General features: G+C 65.1%; 16 protein-coding genes. 14 read left to right on the top strand and 2 right to left on the bottom strand.

The genetic code is table 11. From position 1 onward, the window contains the following. Positions 1–9 precede the first annotated feature (9 nt). The 8 genes from FJ426_RS23270 (at position 10) to FJ426_RS23305 (ending at position 8,513) form a co-directional block, all read left to right on the top strand. Positions 10–1,389: a murein hydrolase activator EnvC gene (locus FJ426_RS23270; protein WP_140517518.1), complete on the top strand. Its 1,380-nt coding sequence runs from the start codon at positions 10–12 to the stop codon at positions 1,387–1,389. Between the two features lies 1 nt (position 1,390). Then, positions 1,391–2,722 carry a S41 family peptidase gene (locus FJ426_RS23275; protein WP_181165202.1) on the top strand — a complete coding sequence of 444 codons (1,332 nt, stop codon included), beginning with the start codon at positions 1,391–1,393 and terminating at the stop codon, positions 2,720–2,722. Between the two features lie 198 nt (positions 2,723–2,920). Further along, positions 2,921–4,096 (top strand): divergent polysaccharide deacetylase family protein, encoded by a 1,176-nt coding sequence (locus FJ426_RS23280; protein WP_140560771.1) that lies wholly within the window; start codon positions 2,921–2,923, stop codon positions 4,094–4,096. A 30-nt stretch (positions 4,097–4,126) separates the two neighbouring features. Continuing rightward, the gene (locus FJ426_RS23285) at positions 4,127–4,648 is read left to right on the top strand and encodes an RNA pyrophosphohydrolase (RefSeq protein WP_140493512.1); all 522 of its coding nucleotides are present in this window, start codon (positions 4,127–4,129) and stop codon (positions 4,646–4,648) included. A gap of 92 nt (positions 4,649–4,740) precedes the next feature. After that, entirely contained in the window at positions 4,741–5,880 is a 1,140-nt protein-coding gene (alr, locus tag FJ426_RS23290; protein ID WP_140825531.1) for an alanine racemase, read from the top strand. A 275-nt stretch (positions 5,881–6,155) separates the two neighbouring features. Then, complete coding sequence (gene rnk, locus FJ426_RS23295; protein ID WP_140560773.1) at positions 6,156–6,578, top strand: nucleoside diphosphate kinase regulator; 423 nt, start codon at positions 6,156–6,158, stop codon at positions 6,576–6,578. Continuing rightward, positions 6,547–7,134, top strand: coding sequence for a nucleoside-diphosphate kinase (locus tag FJ426_RS23300; RefSeq protein WP_140560774.1), 588 nt, complete (start codon positions 6,547–6,549; stop codon positions 7,132–7,134). The genes rnk and FJ426_RS23300 overlap by 32 nt, the downstream gene beginning before the upstream one ends. 122 nt (positions 7,135–7,256) lie before the next feature. Beyond that, a complete protein-coding gene (locus FJ426_RS23305; RefSeq protein ID WP_140560775.1) occupies positions 7,257–8,513 on the top strand; it encodes a D-amino acid dehydrogenase in 1,257 nt (418 codons plus the stop codon). Positions 8,514–8,736: 223 nt separating this feature from the next. Here the strand turns inward: FJ426_RS23305 and FJ426_RS23310 are convergent, their stop codons facing one another. Then, positions 8,737–9,618, bottom strand: coding sequence for a LysR family transcriptional regulator (locus FJ426_RS23310; protein WP_140517524.1), 882 nt, complete (start codon positions 9,616–9,618; stop codon positions 8,737–8,739). Positions 9,619–9,839: 221 nt separating this feature from the next. Here FJ426_RS23310 and FJ426_RS23315 point away from each other — a divergent pair, with 221 nt between their 5' ends. Then, entirely contained in the window at positions 9,840–11,336 is a 1,497-nt protein-coding gene (locus tag FJ426_RS23315) for a CoA-acylating methylmalonate-semialdehyde dehydrogenase (protein ID WP_140560776.1), read from the top strand. Positions 11,337–11,676: 340 nt separating this feature from the next. Then, a complete protein-coding gene (locus FJ426_RS23320) occupies positions 11,677–11,976 on the top strand; it encodes a hypothetical protein (protein WP_140517526.1) in 300 nt (99 codons plus the stop codon). A gap of 85 nt (positions 11,977–12,061) precedes the next feature. Here FJ426_RS23320 and FJ426_RS23325 read toward each other — a convergent pair whose 3' ends face one another. After that, positions 12,062–12,706, bottom strand: a complete 645-nt coding sequence (locus FJ426_RS23325; RefSeq protein WP_246673019.1) for a GntR family transcriptional regulator — start codon at positions 12,704–12,706, stop codon at positions 12,062–12,064. A gap of 116 nt (positions 12,707–12,822) precedes the next feature. On the opposite strand from FJ426_RS23325, the gene FJ426_RS23330 reads away from it, so the two are divergent. The 4 genes from FJ426_RS23330 to FJ426_RS23345 all read left to right on the top strand — a co-directional run bounded on the left by FJ426_RS23330 (position 12,823) and on the right by FJ426_RS23345 (position 17,313). Next, positions 12,823–13,716, top strand: a complete 894-nt coding sequence (locus FJ426_RS23330) for a dihydrodipicolinate synthase family protein (RefSeq protein ID WP_140560778.1) — start codon at positions 12,823–12,825, stop codon at positions 13,714–13,716. 48 nt (positions 13,717–13,764) lie between these two features. Further along, positions 13,765–15,057 carry an FAD-binding oxidoreductase gene (locus FJ426_RS23335; protein ID WP_181172767.1) on the top strand — a complete coding sequence of 431 codons (1,293 nt, stop codon included), beginning with the start codon at positions 13,765–13,767 and terminating at the stop codon, positions 15,055–15,057. A 16-nt stretch (positions 15,058–15,073) separates the two neighbouring features. After that, the gene (locus FJ426_RS23340) at positions 15,074–16,075 is read left to right on the top strand and encodes a 4-hydroxyproline epimerase (RefSeq protein ID WP_140554899.1); all 1,002 of its coding nucleotides are present in this window, start codon (positions 15,074–15,076) and stop codon (positions 16,073–16,075) included. Positions 16,076–16,410: 335 nt separating this feature from the next. After that, complete coding sequence (locus tag FJ426_RS23345; RefSeq protein ID WP_140493067.1) at positions 16,411–17,313, top strand: branched-chain amino acid ABC transporter permease LivH; 903 nt, start codon at positions 16,411–16,413, stop codon at positions 17,311–17,313. Positions 17,314–17,316: the final 3 nt, after the last annotated feature.

Here is a 17,316-nt window from a genome sequence, read left to right on the forward strand (position 1 = left end):
CCATCCCGCATGGCTGAAGGCTGGAAATCGACGACGGGCTCATCGACAGCGGGCTCCTGGCGCGCGCGCTGCGGCATCGCGGCGGCGGTGGTCATCCTTTCGCTCAATGCCGCATGGGCCGAGAACACGCTCGACATGGCCCCCGATCCGGACCAGAGCCGCGCCGAATACGAACAGATCTCCAAGGAGATAAGCCTGTCGTCCGAGCGGCTGGCCAAGCTGGCCGCCGACATCGCCGCAGTCAAGAAGGACCACGCCTCGATCACCGCCGCGCTGATCCAGTCGGCAATGACCGAGCAAAAGCTTGGGCAGGACATCGAGGACATCGGCGCCAAGCTGGAAGGGCTGAAGACCCAGCAGCAGAAGATCCGCGCCTCGCTGATGGCGCGGCGCGACGTGCTGGCGGAGGTGCTGGGCGCATTGCAGCGCATGGGGCTGAACCCGCCGCCGGCGATCCTGGTCAAGCCGGAGGACGCGCTGTCGTCGGTGCGCAGCGCCATCTTGCTTGGCGCCGTGGTGCCTGAATTGCGCCAGCAGACCGACAGGCTCCTGGCCGACCTCAAGGAGCAGACAAGAGTGACGGCCTCGATCGAGGCCGAGCGGGCACGGCTGACGGCGGCAGTCGGCGAGCAGACTGCGGAAAAGAAGCGGCTCGGCATGCTGCTGGAAGCCAAGCAGAAGCTCGAAGCCGACACGCAGGCGCAGTTGTCGGCCGAGCGACAGCATTCCGAGGAGCTCGCGGCCAAGGCCAGCAGCCTGAAGGAATTGATCGCCTCGCTCGAAGCCCAGGCCGAACGCAACCGCAAGGCCGCGGATGCCGCAAAGGCCGCGGAGGCCGGCCAAGCCGGCGGCGACAAGGCGGGCGGCGACAAGGCGGGCAGGGATAAGGCGGGCGGCGATATGACGGCGTCGCTGCCGGTTCCCGAGGCCAACCGGCTTGCCGCTGCGGCACCCTTCTCGGCGCTGCAAGGACAGATCGCGCTGCCGGTCATCGGCCGCATCAAACGCCGGTTCGGCGCCGAAGACGGTAACGGCGCGGTGATGCTTGGGGACATGGTTGCGACACAATCGGGCGCCATCGTCACCGCACCGGCGGATGGGAATGTGCTTTATGCGGGGCCGTTTCGCTCCTACGGTCAACTCTTGATCCTGAATGCCGGCGACGGTTATCATGTCGTCTTGGCGGGGATGAGCAGAATCAGCGTCGCAACCGGCCAATCAGTGCTCGCAGGAGAGCCGGTCGGTGCGATGGGAGAGGCCCGGGTGGCAAGCACCTCGGCTTCGAAGAATGGAAATGCCACGCCGGAGCTCTATGTCGAGTTCCGCAAGGATGGAAAACCCGTCGATCCGACCCCATGGTGGGCGGACCGTTTTTCTGGAAGGACGTGAAATGATGCGGAAACTGTCGCTTCTGTTTGCCGGTGCGCTGATGGGCGCGTCCGCCATGAGCCTGGTCTATGGCGCGCCCGGCTCGGCAGCGAACGCTGCGGGGTCGGAGACCTACAAGCAACTGGCGATCTTCGGCGATATCTTCGAGCGGGTGCGGGCGCAGTATGTGACGCCGCCCGACGACAAATCGCTGGTCGAGAACGCCATCAACGGCATGCTTGCCTCGCTCGACCCGCACTCCTCGTACATGAACGCCGAGCAGGCGCAGGACATGCGCGTGCAGACCAAGGGTGAATTCGGCGGCCTCGGCATCGAGGTCACCATGGAGAACGACCTGGTCAAGGTGATCACGCCGATCGACGATACGCCGGCCGCCAAGGCGGGCGTGCTGGCAGGCGATTACATCGCCAAGATCGATGGCGAGGAGGTTCGCGGCCTGACCCTGAACGACGCGGTCGACAAGATGCGCGGCCTGGTCAACACGCCGATCAAGCTCACCATCCTGCGCCAGGGCGCCGACAAGCCGATCGAGCTGACGGTGGTGCGCGACATCATCAAGGTCAAGGCGGTCAAGTTCCGGGTCGAGAACGACATCGGCTACATGAAGATCACCTCCTTCACCGAAAAGACCTATGACGACCTCGAGAATGCCATCGACACCATCAAGAAGCAGGTGCCGAACGACAAGCTCAAGGGCTATGTGCTCGATCTGCGCCTCAATCCCGGCGGTCTGCTCGATCAGGCGGTGAGCGTATCGGATGCCTTCCTCAACCGTGGCGAGATCGTTTCGACGCGCGGCCGCGATCCCAAGGACGTTACCCGCTTCGACGCCAAGTCCAAGCAGGTCGACGATATCGGCGGCAAGCCGCTGATCGTGCTGGTCAATGGCGGATCGGCGAGCGCGTCCGAAATCGTCGCTGGCGCGCTGCAGGACCTACGCCGCGCCACGGTGGTCGGAACGCAGTCCTTCGGCAAGGGTTCGGTGCAGACCATCATCCCGCTTGGCGAGAACGGCGCGCTCAGGCTGACGACGGCGCTCTATTACACGCCGTCCGGCAAGTCGATCCAGGGCAAGGGCATCACGCCCGACATCAAGGTCGACCAGCCGCTGCCGCCGGAACTGCAGGGCAGGGACCTGACGCGCGGCGAATCCGACCTCAAGGGCCACATCAAGGGTGCCGACGAGAGCTCGACCGGTTCGGGCTCGGCAGCCTATGTGCCGCCGGATCCGAAGAACGACCTCCAGCTCATTTATGCCGAGCAGCTTCTGCGCGGCCAGAAGACCGATCCGTCCTTCCCGCCCAATCCGCAGAAGGCTGTCCTCAACCAGTAACAGGTGGCGGCCAACAACGGGTCTGGCCGCCCGATGGAAGCAATGCGATGCTGCCGGGACCGAAAGGTTCCGGCAGTTTGATTCGGGGGTAACGCGAATCCCTCGATACAGGGCGCCAGGGGTGCGCCGGCATGAAGAATTCGCGCATGTCTCTTCGAAACGGTTCCATGTTCGAAGCCATGCGGACGGGGACAGGGCTTGGCTGATATCGGCAAGGACATCGAACGACCGCTCGGGCTGACTGTCCGTCCGCCGCGCACTGCCGGCAAGGTCAGCGCGGGTGCGCTCGTGGCTGCGTTCGTCGTGCTGGCCGTTGTCGGCGTCTCCGGCGCGATCGCGCTCAGGGACAAGCCGTTTCGCAAGCCGCAGGAAGTCGCGGTTTCGACGCCGAAAGTGGTGCCGGAGCCGACCGCTGCGCCGTCCGCTCTAGCGCCGGTCACGACGCCAAAGGCGGAAATGCCGGCCAAGGCTGGGGGCCCGCAGATCATCCATGTGCAGACAGAGGAAGGCGATGGTCCGCCCAAGGCGGCAATCGTCATCCGCGATCCGTCGACCATCGGCCAAAACCTGAAGATCGCGCATATTCCCGACAGGGCGCTGATCGAGGCCGGCGATGCCGGCCCCTTGCCGGTGCGCGCCGCAGACGGCCGGCGGCCCTTCGATGTCTACGCGCGGCCGTGGTCAGGCGCGCGCGGCGCCCGCGTGGCGATCGTCATCGGCGGGCTCGCGGTTTCACAGACCGGCACCCAGGCGGCCATCGCCAAGCTGCCGGCGGAAGTGACGCTGGCGTTCGCGCCGCAAGGCAACAGCATCGGCCGCTGGATGCAGGCCGCCCGGCAGAGCGGCCACGAGATCGTCATGCAGGTGCCGCTCGAACCGTTCGACTATCCCAATGTCAACCCTGGGCGCAACACGCTGACGGTGGCGGCGAGCGCGGAAGAGAACCTGAAGAACCTGCGCTGGGCACTGTCGCGGACGACGAACTATACCGGTGTCATGAACTATATGGGCGCGCGGTTTTCCGCCGACCCGGCGGCAATGGAACCCTTCATGGCCGAGCTCGGCAAGCGCGGGCTCGCCTATATCGACGACGGCTCGTCGGCGCGCAGCCTGGCGCCGGATCTGGCGCTGAAGGACGGCGTGCCCTTCGTCGCCGGCGACACGGCGATCGACGCCGTGCAGGATCGCGGCGCCATCCTGAAGAAACTGGACAGCCTGGAGGCGACCGCCCGTGCCAAGGGCACTGCGGTCGGCATCGGCTCCGCTTTCGACCTGACGGTCGACACGGTGTCGTCATGGGCGGCCGAGGCCAAGAAACGCGGCATCGAGATCGTGCCGATTTCAGCGGTGGCGATCGATCCGCAAAAGGGCTAGCCACCGGGAAACAGCTTGAAAGACTGAATGATGCCGAAGACGAAGAAGGTCGACCGCGAGACGCTGCCCTACCGTCCCTGTGTCGGGCTGATGATCCTCAACGCCGAGGGCCTGGTCTGGGTCGGCCATCGTATCGCCGAGCCGGACAGCGAATTCGCCGGCACCACGCAGCTCTGGCAGATGCCGCAAGGCGGCATCGACAAGGGCGAGGAGCCGCTGCAGGCGGCGGAGCGGGAGCTTTATGAGGAGACCGGCATGCGCAGCGTCTCGCTGCTCGCCGAGGCGCCGGACTGGATCAACTATGATCTGCCGGACCACCTCGTCGGCGTCGCCTTCAAGGGGCGCTATCGGGGTCAGACGCAGCGATGGTTCGCCTTCCGCTTCCATGGCGATACCAGCGAGATCCAGATCAATCCGCCGCCCGGCGGCCACACCGCCGAATTCGACAAATGGTCGTGGCGGCCGATGCAGGAGCTGCCCGACCTGATCGTGCCGTTCAAGCGCAAGGTCTATGAAGACGTGGTGACGGCGTTCCGTCACCTTGTGCCATAGCTGGACGGGCCGAGGCCGCGGTTCAAACGCCAGCGGTTGCCGCGCCGGTTCGACCGTCTTATTGATGTCCATCCGCCACAAGAAGGGCCGCCATGCACGACGCCCCCAAAAGATCGCTGCCCGAGGAAGCCGACGCCACAAGCGAGGCTGCTGCCGGGGCCATCCTCACCATCGACCTTGGCGCGATCCGCGAAAATTACCGGCGGCTGAAGGCGCGGCTGGGCGGCGTGCGCTGCGCGGGCGTGGTCAAGGCCGACGGCTACGGTCTCGGCGCCGCGCAAGTGGCATCGGCGCTGATGAAGGAAGGCTGCGACATCTTCTTCGTCGCGCTGCTGTCCGAAGGCATCGCGCTGCGCAAGGCGGTGGGGGCCGGACCGGACATCTACGTGCTGAACGGGCTGCCGCCGGGTTCCGAGCCGGAAGCGATGGCGGCTGGCTTGTGCGCTGTCATCAACAGTGGCGCACAGTTGCAAGCCTGGCGCGCAGCGGCACACCGCGCCGGGCGCCGGCTCCCGGCTGCCGTCCAGGTCGACAGCGGCATGTCGCGGCTTGGGATGGCGCCAGCCGAGGTCGAGGCGGTGGCCGGGGATCTCGGCGCTTTCGATGGCATCGACGTCAGATATGTGATGAGCCACCTGGCCTGCGCCGATGAACCGCGCCACCCGGCCAATGAACAGCAGAGGCTGGCATTCGCGCGGTTGCGTGCCATGCTACCCGTGGCGCCGGCCTCGCTCGCCAACTCCTCCGGCATCTTTTTAGGCCCGCTTTATCATTGCGATCTCGCCCGGCCCGGTGCCGCCCTCTACGGCATCAACCCGACGCCTGGCGAAGCCAACCCGATGCTGCCCGTGGTCGGGCTGCAGGCCAAGGTGGCGCAGACGCGCAGTGTCCAAAAGGGCACTGGCGTCGGCTATGGCCACAGCTACCATGCGCAGGGCCCGCTCAGCCTGGCGACGATTTCATTCGGCTATGCGGACGGCTGGCTGCGCCGCTCCGCTTCGGCCGCATGGTTCGAGGCGGTGCGCCTGCCTTTCCTCGGGCGCGTGTCGATGGATTCGATCATTCTCGACATTTCCGCCTTGCCGCCCGGCCGGCTCGGAGAGGGCGACCTGGTGGAGTTGCTAGGGCCCTCACAGAGCGTCGATGATGCTGCCGACCATGCCGGCACCATCGGGTATGAAATCCTGGCCAGCCTCGGAACGCGTTTTCACCGGCGCTATCTGGGCGGCTGAGCGGTTTGGCCGCGCTTGACAAGCGGGCGCCATTCGGCAAGCTTTGGCACATGAGCAAGCTCGCTTATATCAAAACCTTCTTCAGGGTCTGCCCGATCGCGGGATCGTAGCCCCGGCGCGGCCGCCTTCCGGCGTCCGTCCGTACCGGGGCATCCATCCATCCACAATCGCCATCAAGCCGAACAGCCCTTCGCGGCTGCCGGCCTTTCATCACGCCGCCGCCAGCGCGCCGGCAGGCGCGCATCCGCTCGATGCGCCGGTCCATGAGGTTTGCCATGCAACACGCGAAAGAACTGCGTCCAAACAGCCATCTTCTGATCAGCGACGCCGACCATGACAGGCTAACGGGGCTGGCGAGGGCTTTGCTCGATCACGCGCCCGAGACGGCCGAGGAGCTGCTTTCGGAAATGGACAGGGCCGTCGTCACGAACGCCGCGGCGATGCCGGCCGGTGTGGTGCGAATGGGTTCGACGGTGATCGTGCGCGGCGAAAGCGGCGACGCCCAGCGCATCATGCTGGTCTACCCGGGTGAGGCCGACATAGCCGAGAACCGCATCTCGGTGCTGACGCCGATGGGAACCGCGCTCATTGGCGCGAGTGTTGGGCAGGCGGTTTGCTGGAACGGTCGTGGCGGTCGGGAACTGTCAGTGACCGTCGAGGCCGTCGATGCGCCGGCTTCCGGCCCGCAACGAGCTTGATGGCGAGGCGGTGATGACGAGCACGAATTGTTGCCTGACGACGAAGGACTTCGCCGTTCTCGAATTCATGCTGGAGCGCCGACGGGCGTTCGCGGATCCGATCGTGCGCATGCTCGAACACAAGCTTTCAGGCGCCGATGTCGTGCCGATCGATTCGGTCGGCCCCGACATCGTTACGCTGAACAGCAGGGTGGTGTTCGGCGTCGATGCCGGTCCCGCCGAGACGCGAACCCTGGTGCAGCACGAGGTGCGCGGGCCGGTCGGCTCGAGCCTGTCGGTCGCAACGAGGCGCGGGCTCTGCATGCTTGGCATGGCGCAAGGCCAGACGGCAACGGTCGAACACGCCGACGGCAGGCGGGAGTCGATCCTGATCAAGGCCGTGCTCTACCAGCCCGAAGCTGCCCGGCGCACGGTCAGGCAAACAGACCAAGCTGACGAGCGGCGACCGCACGGGCTCAGGCTCGTCTACAGTGCCGCAGCCGATTGGCGGCCTCTTGGCGAGACGGCCGGAATGCGGCAGACAGAAGAAGACGACCCCGGTCCCTCGGCGGCGTGAATGGGCAACGGCGCGTGGTCTCGAAAATCGACATCGATTTTCGCTCGGGATCATGCGCAAATCGAAATACGGCCGCGTCCACGGGCGTCCTGAGGACGCTCGGCGCGGCAAGGAGTGAATGAATGAAAATCATGGTGCTGGGCAGTGGCGTGATCGGGGTGACCACGGCCTATTATCTCGCCGAGGCTGGCCACGAGGTGACCGTGATCGACCGCCAGAAAGGGCCGGGACTGGAAACCAGCTTCGCCAATGCCGGCGAGATTTCGCCCGGCTATGCCTCGCCTTGGGCCGGGCCCGGTATCCCCCTCAAGGCGATCAAATGGCTGCTGATGAAGCATGGTCCGCTGGTGGTGCGGCCGGCCTTCGATCCGCATATGTGGACGTGGCTGGTCAAGATGCTGCGCAACTGCACTGCCGAACGCTACGCGGTCAACAAATCGCGCATGGTGCCGCTGGCCGAATACAGCCGCGACACGCTGAAGGCGCTGCGCGAGGTGACCGGCATAGCCTATGACGAGCGGACGCAGGGCACGCTGCAGCTGTTTCGCACGCAAAAGCAGCTCGACGGCACATCAGGCGATGTCGAGGTGCTGAAGAGATATGGCGTGCCCTACGAAATTCTCGACCAGGACGGCTGCATCGCGGCGGAACCGGCGCTGGCCGCGGTGCGCGAAAAATTCGTCGGCGGCCTGAGACTGCCGGGCGACGAGACCGGCGACTGCAAGATGTTCACCGACAGGCTGGCCGAGCTTTGCGTGGCACGCGGGGTCAAGTTCGAATATGACACGACGATATGGCGCGTCATCCGCAGCCGCAACCGCGTCAACAATATGAGCACCAGCAAGGGCTGGCTGTCCGCCGATGCCTATGTGATGGCGCTGGGCAGCTATTCGGCGGACTTCATGCGCCGGATGAAGCGGCCGATCCCGGTCTATCCGGTCAAGGGCTATTCGATCACGGTGCCGATCAAGGATGCCGCCGCCGCGCCGGTGTCGACGGTGATGGACGAAACCTACAAGGTCGCGATCACGAGGCTCGGCGACCGCATCCGCGTCGGCGGCACGGCCGAGATTTCCGGGTTCGACCTCCGGCTGCACGAATCGCGACGGCGCACGCTCGAACACTCGGTCGGCGACCTGTTCCCGGGAGCCGGCGCCATGCGGGAGGCGACGTTCTGGTGCGGCCTGCGGCCGATGACGCCGGACGGGCCGCCGCTGATCGGGCGCACGGAGCTTTCCAACCTCTACCTCAACACCGGCCATGGAACGCTCGGCTGGACCATGGCCTGCGGCTCGGCCAAGGTGCTGGCCGACATCATCTCGAACAAAGTGCCCGATATCGACGCCCGCGCGCTGGCGCAGGAGCGCTATCTGAAATAGACGCCGCCCGCTCGCCATCGGCGGGCGCGGCCGGGGGATATCGCGTCAGAACGCCTGTTTCACCAACCCTCGTCGAACAGCAGCCGGTAGGCCCACGGGATGGTCACTTCGGTGGCGACCGATTGGAATGGGCGAGATACTCGTCATCTGGCGAAGAAGGCGGGGTCGAGCACCATCATGCCGTTCTCCGTGTCGTGGAGGAAGCTGCGATGGCCGACATGCGTCAGACGAAAAGATTTCTCTCCCGCTCCACCGCCTTTGTGATGAAGGAGGCAACGATCTGGACGCGGCGCAGCGGCCTGACCGATTCGTGATAGACCAGCCAGTAGGCACGGCGGATGGGCGCCACCACGTCGACGGCCACCAGTTCCGGCATCGAGCGGGCGACGAAAGTGTGCAGGATGCCGATGCCGGCGCCCGACCGCACCGCTTCGGCCTGCCCGAGCGCGGAGGAAATGGCGAAGCTGGTGCGCCAGTCCGCGCTGAATTCGGCGGCGTAGTCGAGCGATGGGCTGACGATGAGGTCCGGCACATAGCCGATCAATGTGTGCCGTCCCAGCTCGGCAGCGGTCTGGGGCAGGCCGTGGGCTTCAGCATAGGCACGTGAGGCAAACAGGCCGAGCGAGTAGTCGACCAGCTTGCCCGCTACCAGCCGGCCCTCGGTCGGGCGCTCGACGGTGATGGCAATGTCGGCCTCGCGGCGAGACAGGGAGAAGGAGCGCGGCACCGGTACGAGCTGAATCGTCAATTCACGGTGCAGCGCGGTCAGTGCGCCGAGGCGCCGGGCGAGGAACGCGACGCCAAACCCGTCCGGCGCGCCGATCCGCACCGTGCCCGAAACGTCGTCGCCTTCGCCTGATATTGTCGAGCGGGCGGCGATCATGTCGCCCTCCATGCGCTCGGCAATGTCGAGGAAGCGCTCGCCGGCGGGCGTCAGCTCGCTGCCGGTGGTCAGCCGGCGAAAGAGTTTCGTGCGCAGCGCGTCTTCAAGTGCGGCGATGCGGCGCGAGACGGTGGCGTGATTGAGTTCCAGGCGCCTCGCCGCGCCAAGGATTTGCCCGGCGCGCGCCACGGCGAGAAAGATGCGGACGTCATCCCAGTTCATGGGGATGGTCCGGATGACAATTTTCAATGTCGCGTTCTGTGGTGAAGGAACTCAACCTGCCAATCCTTGGCGTCGTCTTCGTGATCCTTCCCATTTGCGAGAATTGATGCTCTCCCGTCAACCGTTGTCTATTTTCCGCACAACGGTTGCGTTCTCCCTCGCGTTGCCATCGGCGTGCCAAAGGCGGACAATGCACCATCACAAACCCAGGGAGAGACATCATGATCGAATACGGTCATTTCATCGGCGGCAAGCGTGTCGCCGGCACCAGCGGTCGCAAGCAGGACGTGATGCAGCCGATGGACGGCTCTGTGCGCGGCACGGTGGCGCTGGCCTCGCAGGCGGAACTGCGCGCGGCGGTCGAGAGCGCCAAGGCGGCGCAGCCGAAATGGGCCGCGACCAACCCGCAGCGCCGCGTGCGCGTCCTTATGAAGTTCCTTGAACTGGTCGCCCGCGACTATGACGAACTGGCCGACATCCTGGCGCGCGAGCACGGCAAGACGATCGCCGATGCCAGGGGCGACATCCAGCGCGGCCTCGAAGTGGTCGAGGTCTGCATCGGCGCGCCGCACATGATGAAGGGTGAATTCACCGACGGTGCCGGCCCCGGCATCGACGTCTATTCGATGCGCCAGCCGCTCGGCGTCGTCGCCGGCATCACGCCGTTCAACTTTCCGGCGATGATCCCGCTGTGGAAGATCGCGCCGGCGATCGCCTGCGGCAACGCCTTCATCCTGAAGCCTTCCGAGCGCGACCCGGGCGTGCCGATCCGCATCGCCGAACTGTTCATCGAGGCGGGCCTGCCTGCCGGTATCCTCAATGTCGTCAACGGGGACAAGGAAGTCGTCGACGCCATCCTTGACGACCCCGATATCAAGGCTATCGGCTTCGTCGGCTCGACGCCGATCGCCCACTACATCTATTCGCGCGGCACAGCGTCGGGAAAACGCGTGCAGTGCTTCGGCGGCGCCAAGAACCACATGATCATCATGCCCGACGCCGACATGGACCAGACCGTCGATGCACTGATCGGCGCCGGCTACGGATCGGCCGGCGAGCGCTGCATGGCGATCTCGGTGGCGGTCCCTGTCGGCAACGACACCGCCAACCGGCTGATGGAAAAACTGGTGCCGCGCGTCGAAAGCCTGAAGGTCGGCCCCTCGACGGATTCCGCCGCCGATTTTGGCCCGCTGGTCACCGCTCAGGCGCTGGAGCGGGTGAAGGGCTATGTCGATATCGGCGTCAAGGAAGGCGCCAAGCTGGTCGTCGACGGTCGCGGCTTCAAGATGCAGGGCTACGAGAACGGCTACTATATGGGCGGCTGCCTGTTCGACAACGTCACGTCGGACATGCGCATCTACAAGGAAGAGATCTTCGGGCCGGTGCTGTCGGTGGTGCGCGCGCCGACCTACGAGAACGCCATCAAGCTCGCCAATGACCACGAGATGGGCAATGGCGTCGCCATCTACACGCGCGACGGCGACGCCGCGCGGGACTTTGCTTCCAGGGTGCAGGTCGGCATGGTCGGCGTCAACGTGCCGATCCCGGTGCCGATCGCCTACTACACGTTCGGTGGCTGGAAGGCGTCGTCCTTCGGTGATCTCAACCAGCACGGTCCGGACGCGTTCCGCTTCTACACCAAGACCAAGACGGTCACCTCGCGCTGGCCGTCCGGCATCAAGGACGGGGCCGAGTTCGTCATCCCGACGATGAACTAGCCGGACGCTTGTCCGATAGCGCGTCCTCGCCTTCGGCTGCGGGCGCGCGGGCCGGCATCAAGGACGGCGCCGAGTTCGTCATCCCGACGATGAACTGGCCGGACGCTTGTCCGCTTGCGCGTCCTTCGGCTGCGGCCGCGCGGGCCGGCAGGACCACCCAAAAATCTACGGCCCGAGTCCCCTGGCTCGGGCCGTTTATTTTGCAAACGCTAATGTGATGGAACCGGCGAGGGCGCCAGGACTTAGAGCTACGATCCTGCCCTGGAGGAGGCATGGCAGGCAACCAGAGCGCCGACGGCTGACCGTTAGCATCGCATCGTCGGGCGCAAGGAGGTGTCCGATGGCACAACGTCTTATGTCCATGCTGCTATGCGCCGCGGCGGCGCTATCGATAGGGCCGGCGAATGCAGCCGGGCAATGTGCGGCACGCGCCGACATCGTCAAGGCGCTCGGCGAGAATTTCCACGAAAGCGAGGCCGGGCGTGGTCTGATCAATCCCAACGTGGTGCTTGAGGTGTTCGTTTCCGAACAGGGCAGTTGGACCGTCCTCGCCTCCGACACCAAGGGCCAGAGTTGCATCCTGTCCGTGGGCGAGGGCTGGGACAGCCCGACGATCAAGGCGGCCTTGCCAGGAGCCTGAGGCGCATCGCGTCTAAGCGGTTCAGGCGACGCGTAGGCTTGGGCATGCACTGTCCTGAACCGGGGTCGGTGTCTGGCGGTACGCTTCAACGTGTGGCGGCCGCCTCGGCATGGGCGCGCAGCAATGCCATCAGCCGCTTGGCATCCTTCGCGGCGGCTTCCTCGTCACCGTCGACAATCGAGCGGATCAGCGCGACGTGATGCTCGGCCGATTCCGCCAGGCCGGTATCGGCCTTGTAGCGGAACCAGAAGCGGCGGCTGTGGGTCTGCAGCGGGGCAGCCAGCCTGGCCGCGAACGGGTTGTCGGCAGCCCGCGCCAGCGCCTCGTCCAGCGTCTTGTCGGCCTGGATGAAGGCAAGCACGTTGCCGGAGATGACAGCCTTCTGCATGGCAAGCGCGGCATCGTGGAAGAGGTCGGCTGCGTCGCGGGTGACGAAGCGCGCCGCGGAGCGGGCCAGCACCACCTCGACGCCGCGGCGCGCGTCGAGGACGCGCAGCCAGTCGCCGGGGTGCAGCGGCGCGATGGCGATGCCTGCGCGCGGCCGCACGTCGAGCAGTCCTTCCCAGGCCAGCCTCTGGATCGCCTCGCGCACCGGCGTACGGCCGAGCGCCAGCTTCTCGATCAGGCCGCCTTCAGTGACGAAACTCGCCGGCGCCAGTTCGAGCGTGACAATCATATGCTCGAGCATGCGGTAGGCCTTGGTCGCAGCCGGCTCGAATGCAGTGCTCATTTGCATGGATATCAAAGGCGGTCTCCTGATATATTTTGCATATATCATAGGAGAATCCGTGTTGACAGCGGCTTTCTTAATAGATATACGGCTGATATATCAGAGGAGCGATGACCATGTGGACCGGAATTTTCCCAGCCGTCACGACTAAATTCACCACGGACGACCGCCTCGACCATGCCGAGATGGAGCGCTGCTTCGGCTTGCAGATGGAGGCCGGCTGCGACGGCATCATCGTCTGCGGATCGCTCGGCGAAGGGCCGATGCTGTCCCATGACGAAAAGATTGAAGTGCTGAAAACCGCGCAGAAGGTGGCTGGCAAGAAACCGGTGCTGCTGACGGTGAACGAGGCCGGGACACGCGAGGCCGCCAGCATCGCCCGCCGCGCCGCCAAGGAAGGCGCCAACGGCCTGATGGTGGTGCCCAGCCCGATCTACCATACCAATGCGGAAGAGACGGTGGCGGCGCTGCGCGCCGTCGCGGAGGCCGGCGACTTGCCGGTCATGATCTATTCCAACCGGCTCGCCTACCGCGTGGATGTCACCGTCGACCAGATGGAGGAGCTGGCGTCGGACGAGCGCTTCGTCGCCATCAAGGAATCCTCCGACGACATCAGGCGCTCGACCGAGATCATCAATCGCCTGGGCAGCCGCTACGACCTGTTTACCGGCGTCGACAATCTCGCTTTCGAGGCGCTGTCGGTGGGCGCCATCGGCTGGGTGGCCGGTCTCGTCACCGCCTTCCCGCGCGAGACGGTGGCGATCTACCAGCTGATGCAGCGGGGCCGCCGCGAAGAGGCGCTCGCCATCTATCGCTGGTTCCGGCCGCTGCTTGATCTCGACGTCTCGACCTATCTGGTGCAGAACATCAAGCTTGCCGAGGTGTTCGCCATTCAAACCAACGACCGCGTCCGCATGCCGCGCCAGCCGCTGTCGGGCGAGCGCCGCAAGGCGGTCGAGAAGATCGTCAAGGACGCACTGGCGGTGCGGCCGACACTACCGGCGTTCTGAGGCTTTCTTCCGAGAGGCGGCGCCGAGGTGACAGGAAGTTCCAAATCGATGGAAGCGCGGCGGCGCCCCGCCCTGCGGGCGTCTTCTCCCCGTGAACAGGGAGAAGAAATAGATATCGCCATCGTCGGCGGCGGCATCATCGGCATCTGCGCGGCGGCGTTTCTTGCCGAGGCGGGGCGAAACGTCACGGTCTACGACCGCACCGGCATCTGCGAGGAGACGAGCTCCGGCAATGCCGCCGCCTTCGCCTTTTCCGACGTGCTGCCACTGGCGCACAAGGGCATGCTCCGGAAATTGCCGAAATGGCTGGCCGACCCGCTAGGCCCGCTCGCCATCCCGCCCGCCTACCTGCCGAAGCTGCTGCCCTGGCTGATCCGCTTCTGGCGTGCCGGCTCGGCGAAGCACTACGAGGCTGGCCTGGTGGCGCAGGCCGCAATGATGGCGCTCGCCGAGGCCGAATGGATGGGCCTGCTCGACCGCTCCGGCACGAGGCGGATGCTGCGCGAGGATGGCTCGCTCGAACTCTACGAAAGCGAGGCCGAATTCCAGGCCTCGCTGTCCGGCTGGGCGGCGCGCCAGCGCTTCGGCATCGGCTTCCGCCATGTCTGCGGCGAGGAGCTGGCGGAGCTGCAGCCCGGCCTGTCGCCGCGCTTCGGCAAAGGCACGTTCGTGCCGGGCTGGAAGACAATCGCCGATCCAAAACTGCTCGGCAAGGCGATCTGGGACTATGCGCAATCCAAGGGCGCGCGGTTCGAGAAGGCCCGCATCGCCGGCGTCGCCGCGGACGGGAACGGCGCGACGTTGACCCTGGCCGACGGCACGACGCGGCAAGCCCGGCACCTGGTCGTCACCGCCGGCGCCTGGTCGCATCTGCTGGCGCGGCAGCTCGGCGATCGCATTCCGCTCGAAACCGAGCGCGGCTACAACACGACGTTGCCAAGGACCGCCTTCGAGGTGAAGCGGATGCTGATCTTCTCCGGCCAAGGCTTCGTGATCACGCCGCTCGACACGGGCCTGCGCATCGGCGGCGCGGTCGAGCTCGGCGGCATCGAGCGGCCGCCCAACTACGCGCGCTCGAAGGCGCTGCTGCGCAAGGCGCAAGACTTCCTGCCGGGCCTCGATCCTTCGGGCGGCCGCGAATGGATGGGGTTTCGTCCCTCGCTGCCGGATTCATTGCCTGTCGTGGGCCGCGCATCGGGAAGCCGGCCGGTGGTCTACGCTTTCGGCCACGGCCATCTTGGCCTGACCCAGGCTGCTGCGACGGGACGGTTGATCCGCGAGCTTGTCCTGGGGCAGACTCCGCCGATCGACGTGGCCCCCTTCAGTCCACAACGGTTTTGATTTTTCGAGGAGCGTCATGGCCAGGAAATCCTTCTTCTGCATCGACGGCCACACCTGCGGCAACCCGGTGCGGCTGGTCGCCGGCGGCGGCCCGCTGCTCCAGGGTTCGACGATGATGGAGCGGCGCGCACATTTCCTGGCCGAATATGACTGGATCCGCACCGGCCTGATGTTCGAGCCGCGCGGCCACGATGTCATGTCCGGCTCGATCCTCTACCCGCCGACGCGTGAGGATTGCGACATCGCCATCCTGTTCATCGAGACCTCGGGCTGCCTGCCAATGTGCGGCCACGGCACCATCGGCACGGTGACGATGGCTATCGAGCACGGGCTGATCAAGCCGACGACGCCCGGCGTGCTCAGGCTCGACACACCGGCCGGCCTGGTCATCGCCGAATACAAACAGGTCGGCGAATATGTCGAAGAGGTGCGCATCACCAACGTGCCCTCCTTCCTCCATGCCGAGGGCCTGACGGTCGAATGCCCCGGGCTCGGCGAGATCGTCGTCGACGTCGCCTATGGCGGCAATTTCTACGCCATCGTCGAGCCGCAGAAAAACTATCGCGACATGGCAGACCATTCGGCGGGCGACCTCATCGCCTGGAGCCCGGTGGTGCGGCAGCGGCTCAACGAGAAATACTCTTTCGTGCATCCGGAGAATCCGGGCATCAACCGGCTGTCGCACATGCTGTGGACCGGCGAGCCGACGGTGTCGGGTGCGGACGCGCGCAACGCGGTCTTCTACGGCGACAAGGCGATCGACCGCTCACCGTGCGGCACGGGCACCTCGGCACGCATGGCGCAGCTCCATGCCAAGGGCAAGCTCAAGGCCGGCGATGCGTTCGTCCATGAATCGATCATCGGCTCGCTGTTCAAGGGCAAGGTTGAAAAAGACGTCACGGTCGCAGGCAAGCCGGCGATCATTCCCTCGATCGGCGGCTGGGCGCGCATGACCGGGCTCAACACGATCTTCATCGATGACCGCGATCCGTTCGCGCACGGCTTCGTCGTCAAATAGGCGATTCATCACGCTGCGGAAGGTCGGGAAGGACAAAAAGGATTGCTGTCACGAGCGCAACGAATCGTCTCATCAACTTATTTTGACGGCGATTTCTTCGAAATGGAGCGCATGATGACGCTTAATCGTCAAAGACATTGCGTTATGCCAATGATAGGGTCCGCGATAGTCCAGGGGGCGGGTGCGAAAAAACGGGCAATCGAACGGCGTGCAGTCGGAAACACGCATGACGATCAAAAAATGACGTTGCAATCCCGCCTCGAAACCTTACGACTAGGGGAAATACGAAAAGGAATGCGTCTGCATGGGCGACATTCCAGGGGAGCCATGTACACATGCAGTATTTTGTCCAGCAGCTTATCAATGGGCTGACGCTGGGATCGATCTATGGGCTGATCGCGATCGGCTACACGATGGTCTACGGCATTATCGGCATGATCAACTTTGCTCATGGCGATATCTTCATGGTGGGCGCTTTCACGGCGCTGATCGTTTTCCTCATCCTGGGTGCCCTGTTCTATTCGGTTCCCGTGGTCATCGCGCTGCTGGTGATGATGATCGTGGCGATGCTGCTGACCAGCCTCTACAACTGGACGATCGAGAAGGTGGCCTACCGGCCGCTGCGCGGCTCGTTCCGGCTGGCGCCGCTGATCACCGCCATCGGCATGTCGATCGCGCTGTCGAATTTCGTGCAGGTGACGCAAGGCCCGCGCAACAAGCCGATCCCGCCGATGGTGTCGAAGGTCTACAACATCGAAGGCATCAGCGTGTCGCTGAAGCAGATCATCATCGTCGTCGTCACCGCGTTGCTCTTGGTGTTGTTCTGGTACCTGGTCAACAAGACCTCGCTTGGCCGGGCGCAGCGCGCCTGCGAGCAGGACCGCAAGATGGCGGCGCTGCTCGGCATCGATGTCGACCGCACCATCTCGATCACCTTCATCATGGGCGCGGCACTTGCCGCCGTCGCCGGCACGCTGTTCCTGATGTATTACGGCGTCATCGCCTTCTCGGACGGCTTCGTGCCCGGCGTGAAGGCATTCACCGCAGCGGTGCTGGGCGGCATCGGTTCGTTGCCGGGCGCGGTGCTGGGCGGCCTTTTGATCGGCTTCATCGAGAGCATGTGGTCGGCCTATTTCTCGATCGACTACAAGGATGTCGCCGCCTTCTCGATCCTGGCTATCGTGCTGATCTTCCTGCCTTCCGGCATTCTCGGCCGGCCAGAAGTCGAAAAGGTCTGAGAT

Source organism: Mesorhizobium sp. B2-6-4 (assembly GCF_006441495.1).
In the GTDB taxonomy this organism is placed as follows: Bacteria; Pseudomonadota; Alphaproteobacteria; order Rhizobiales; family Rhizobiaceae; genus Mesorhizobium.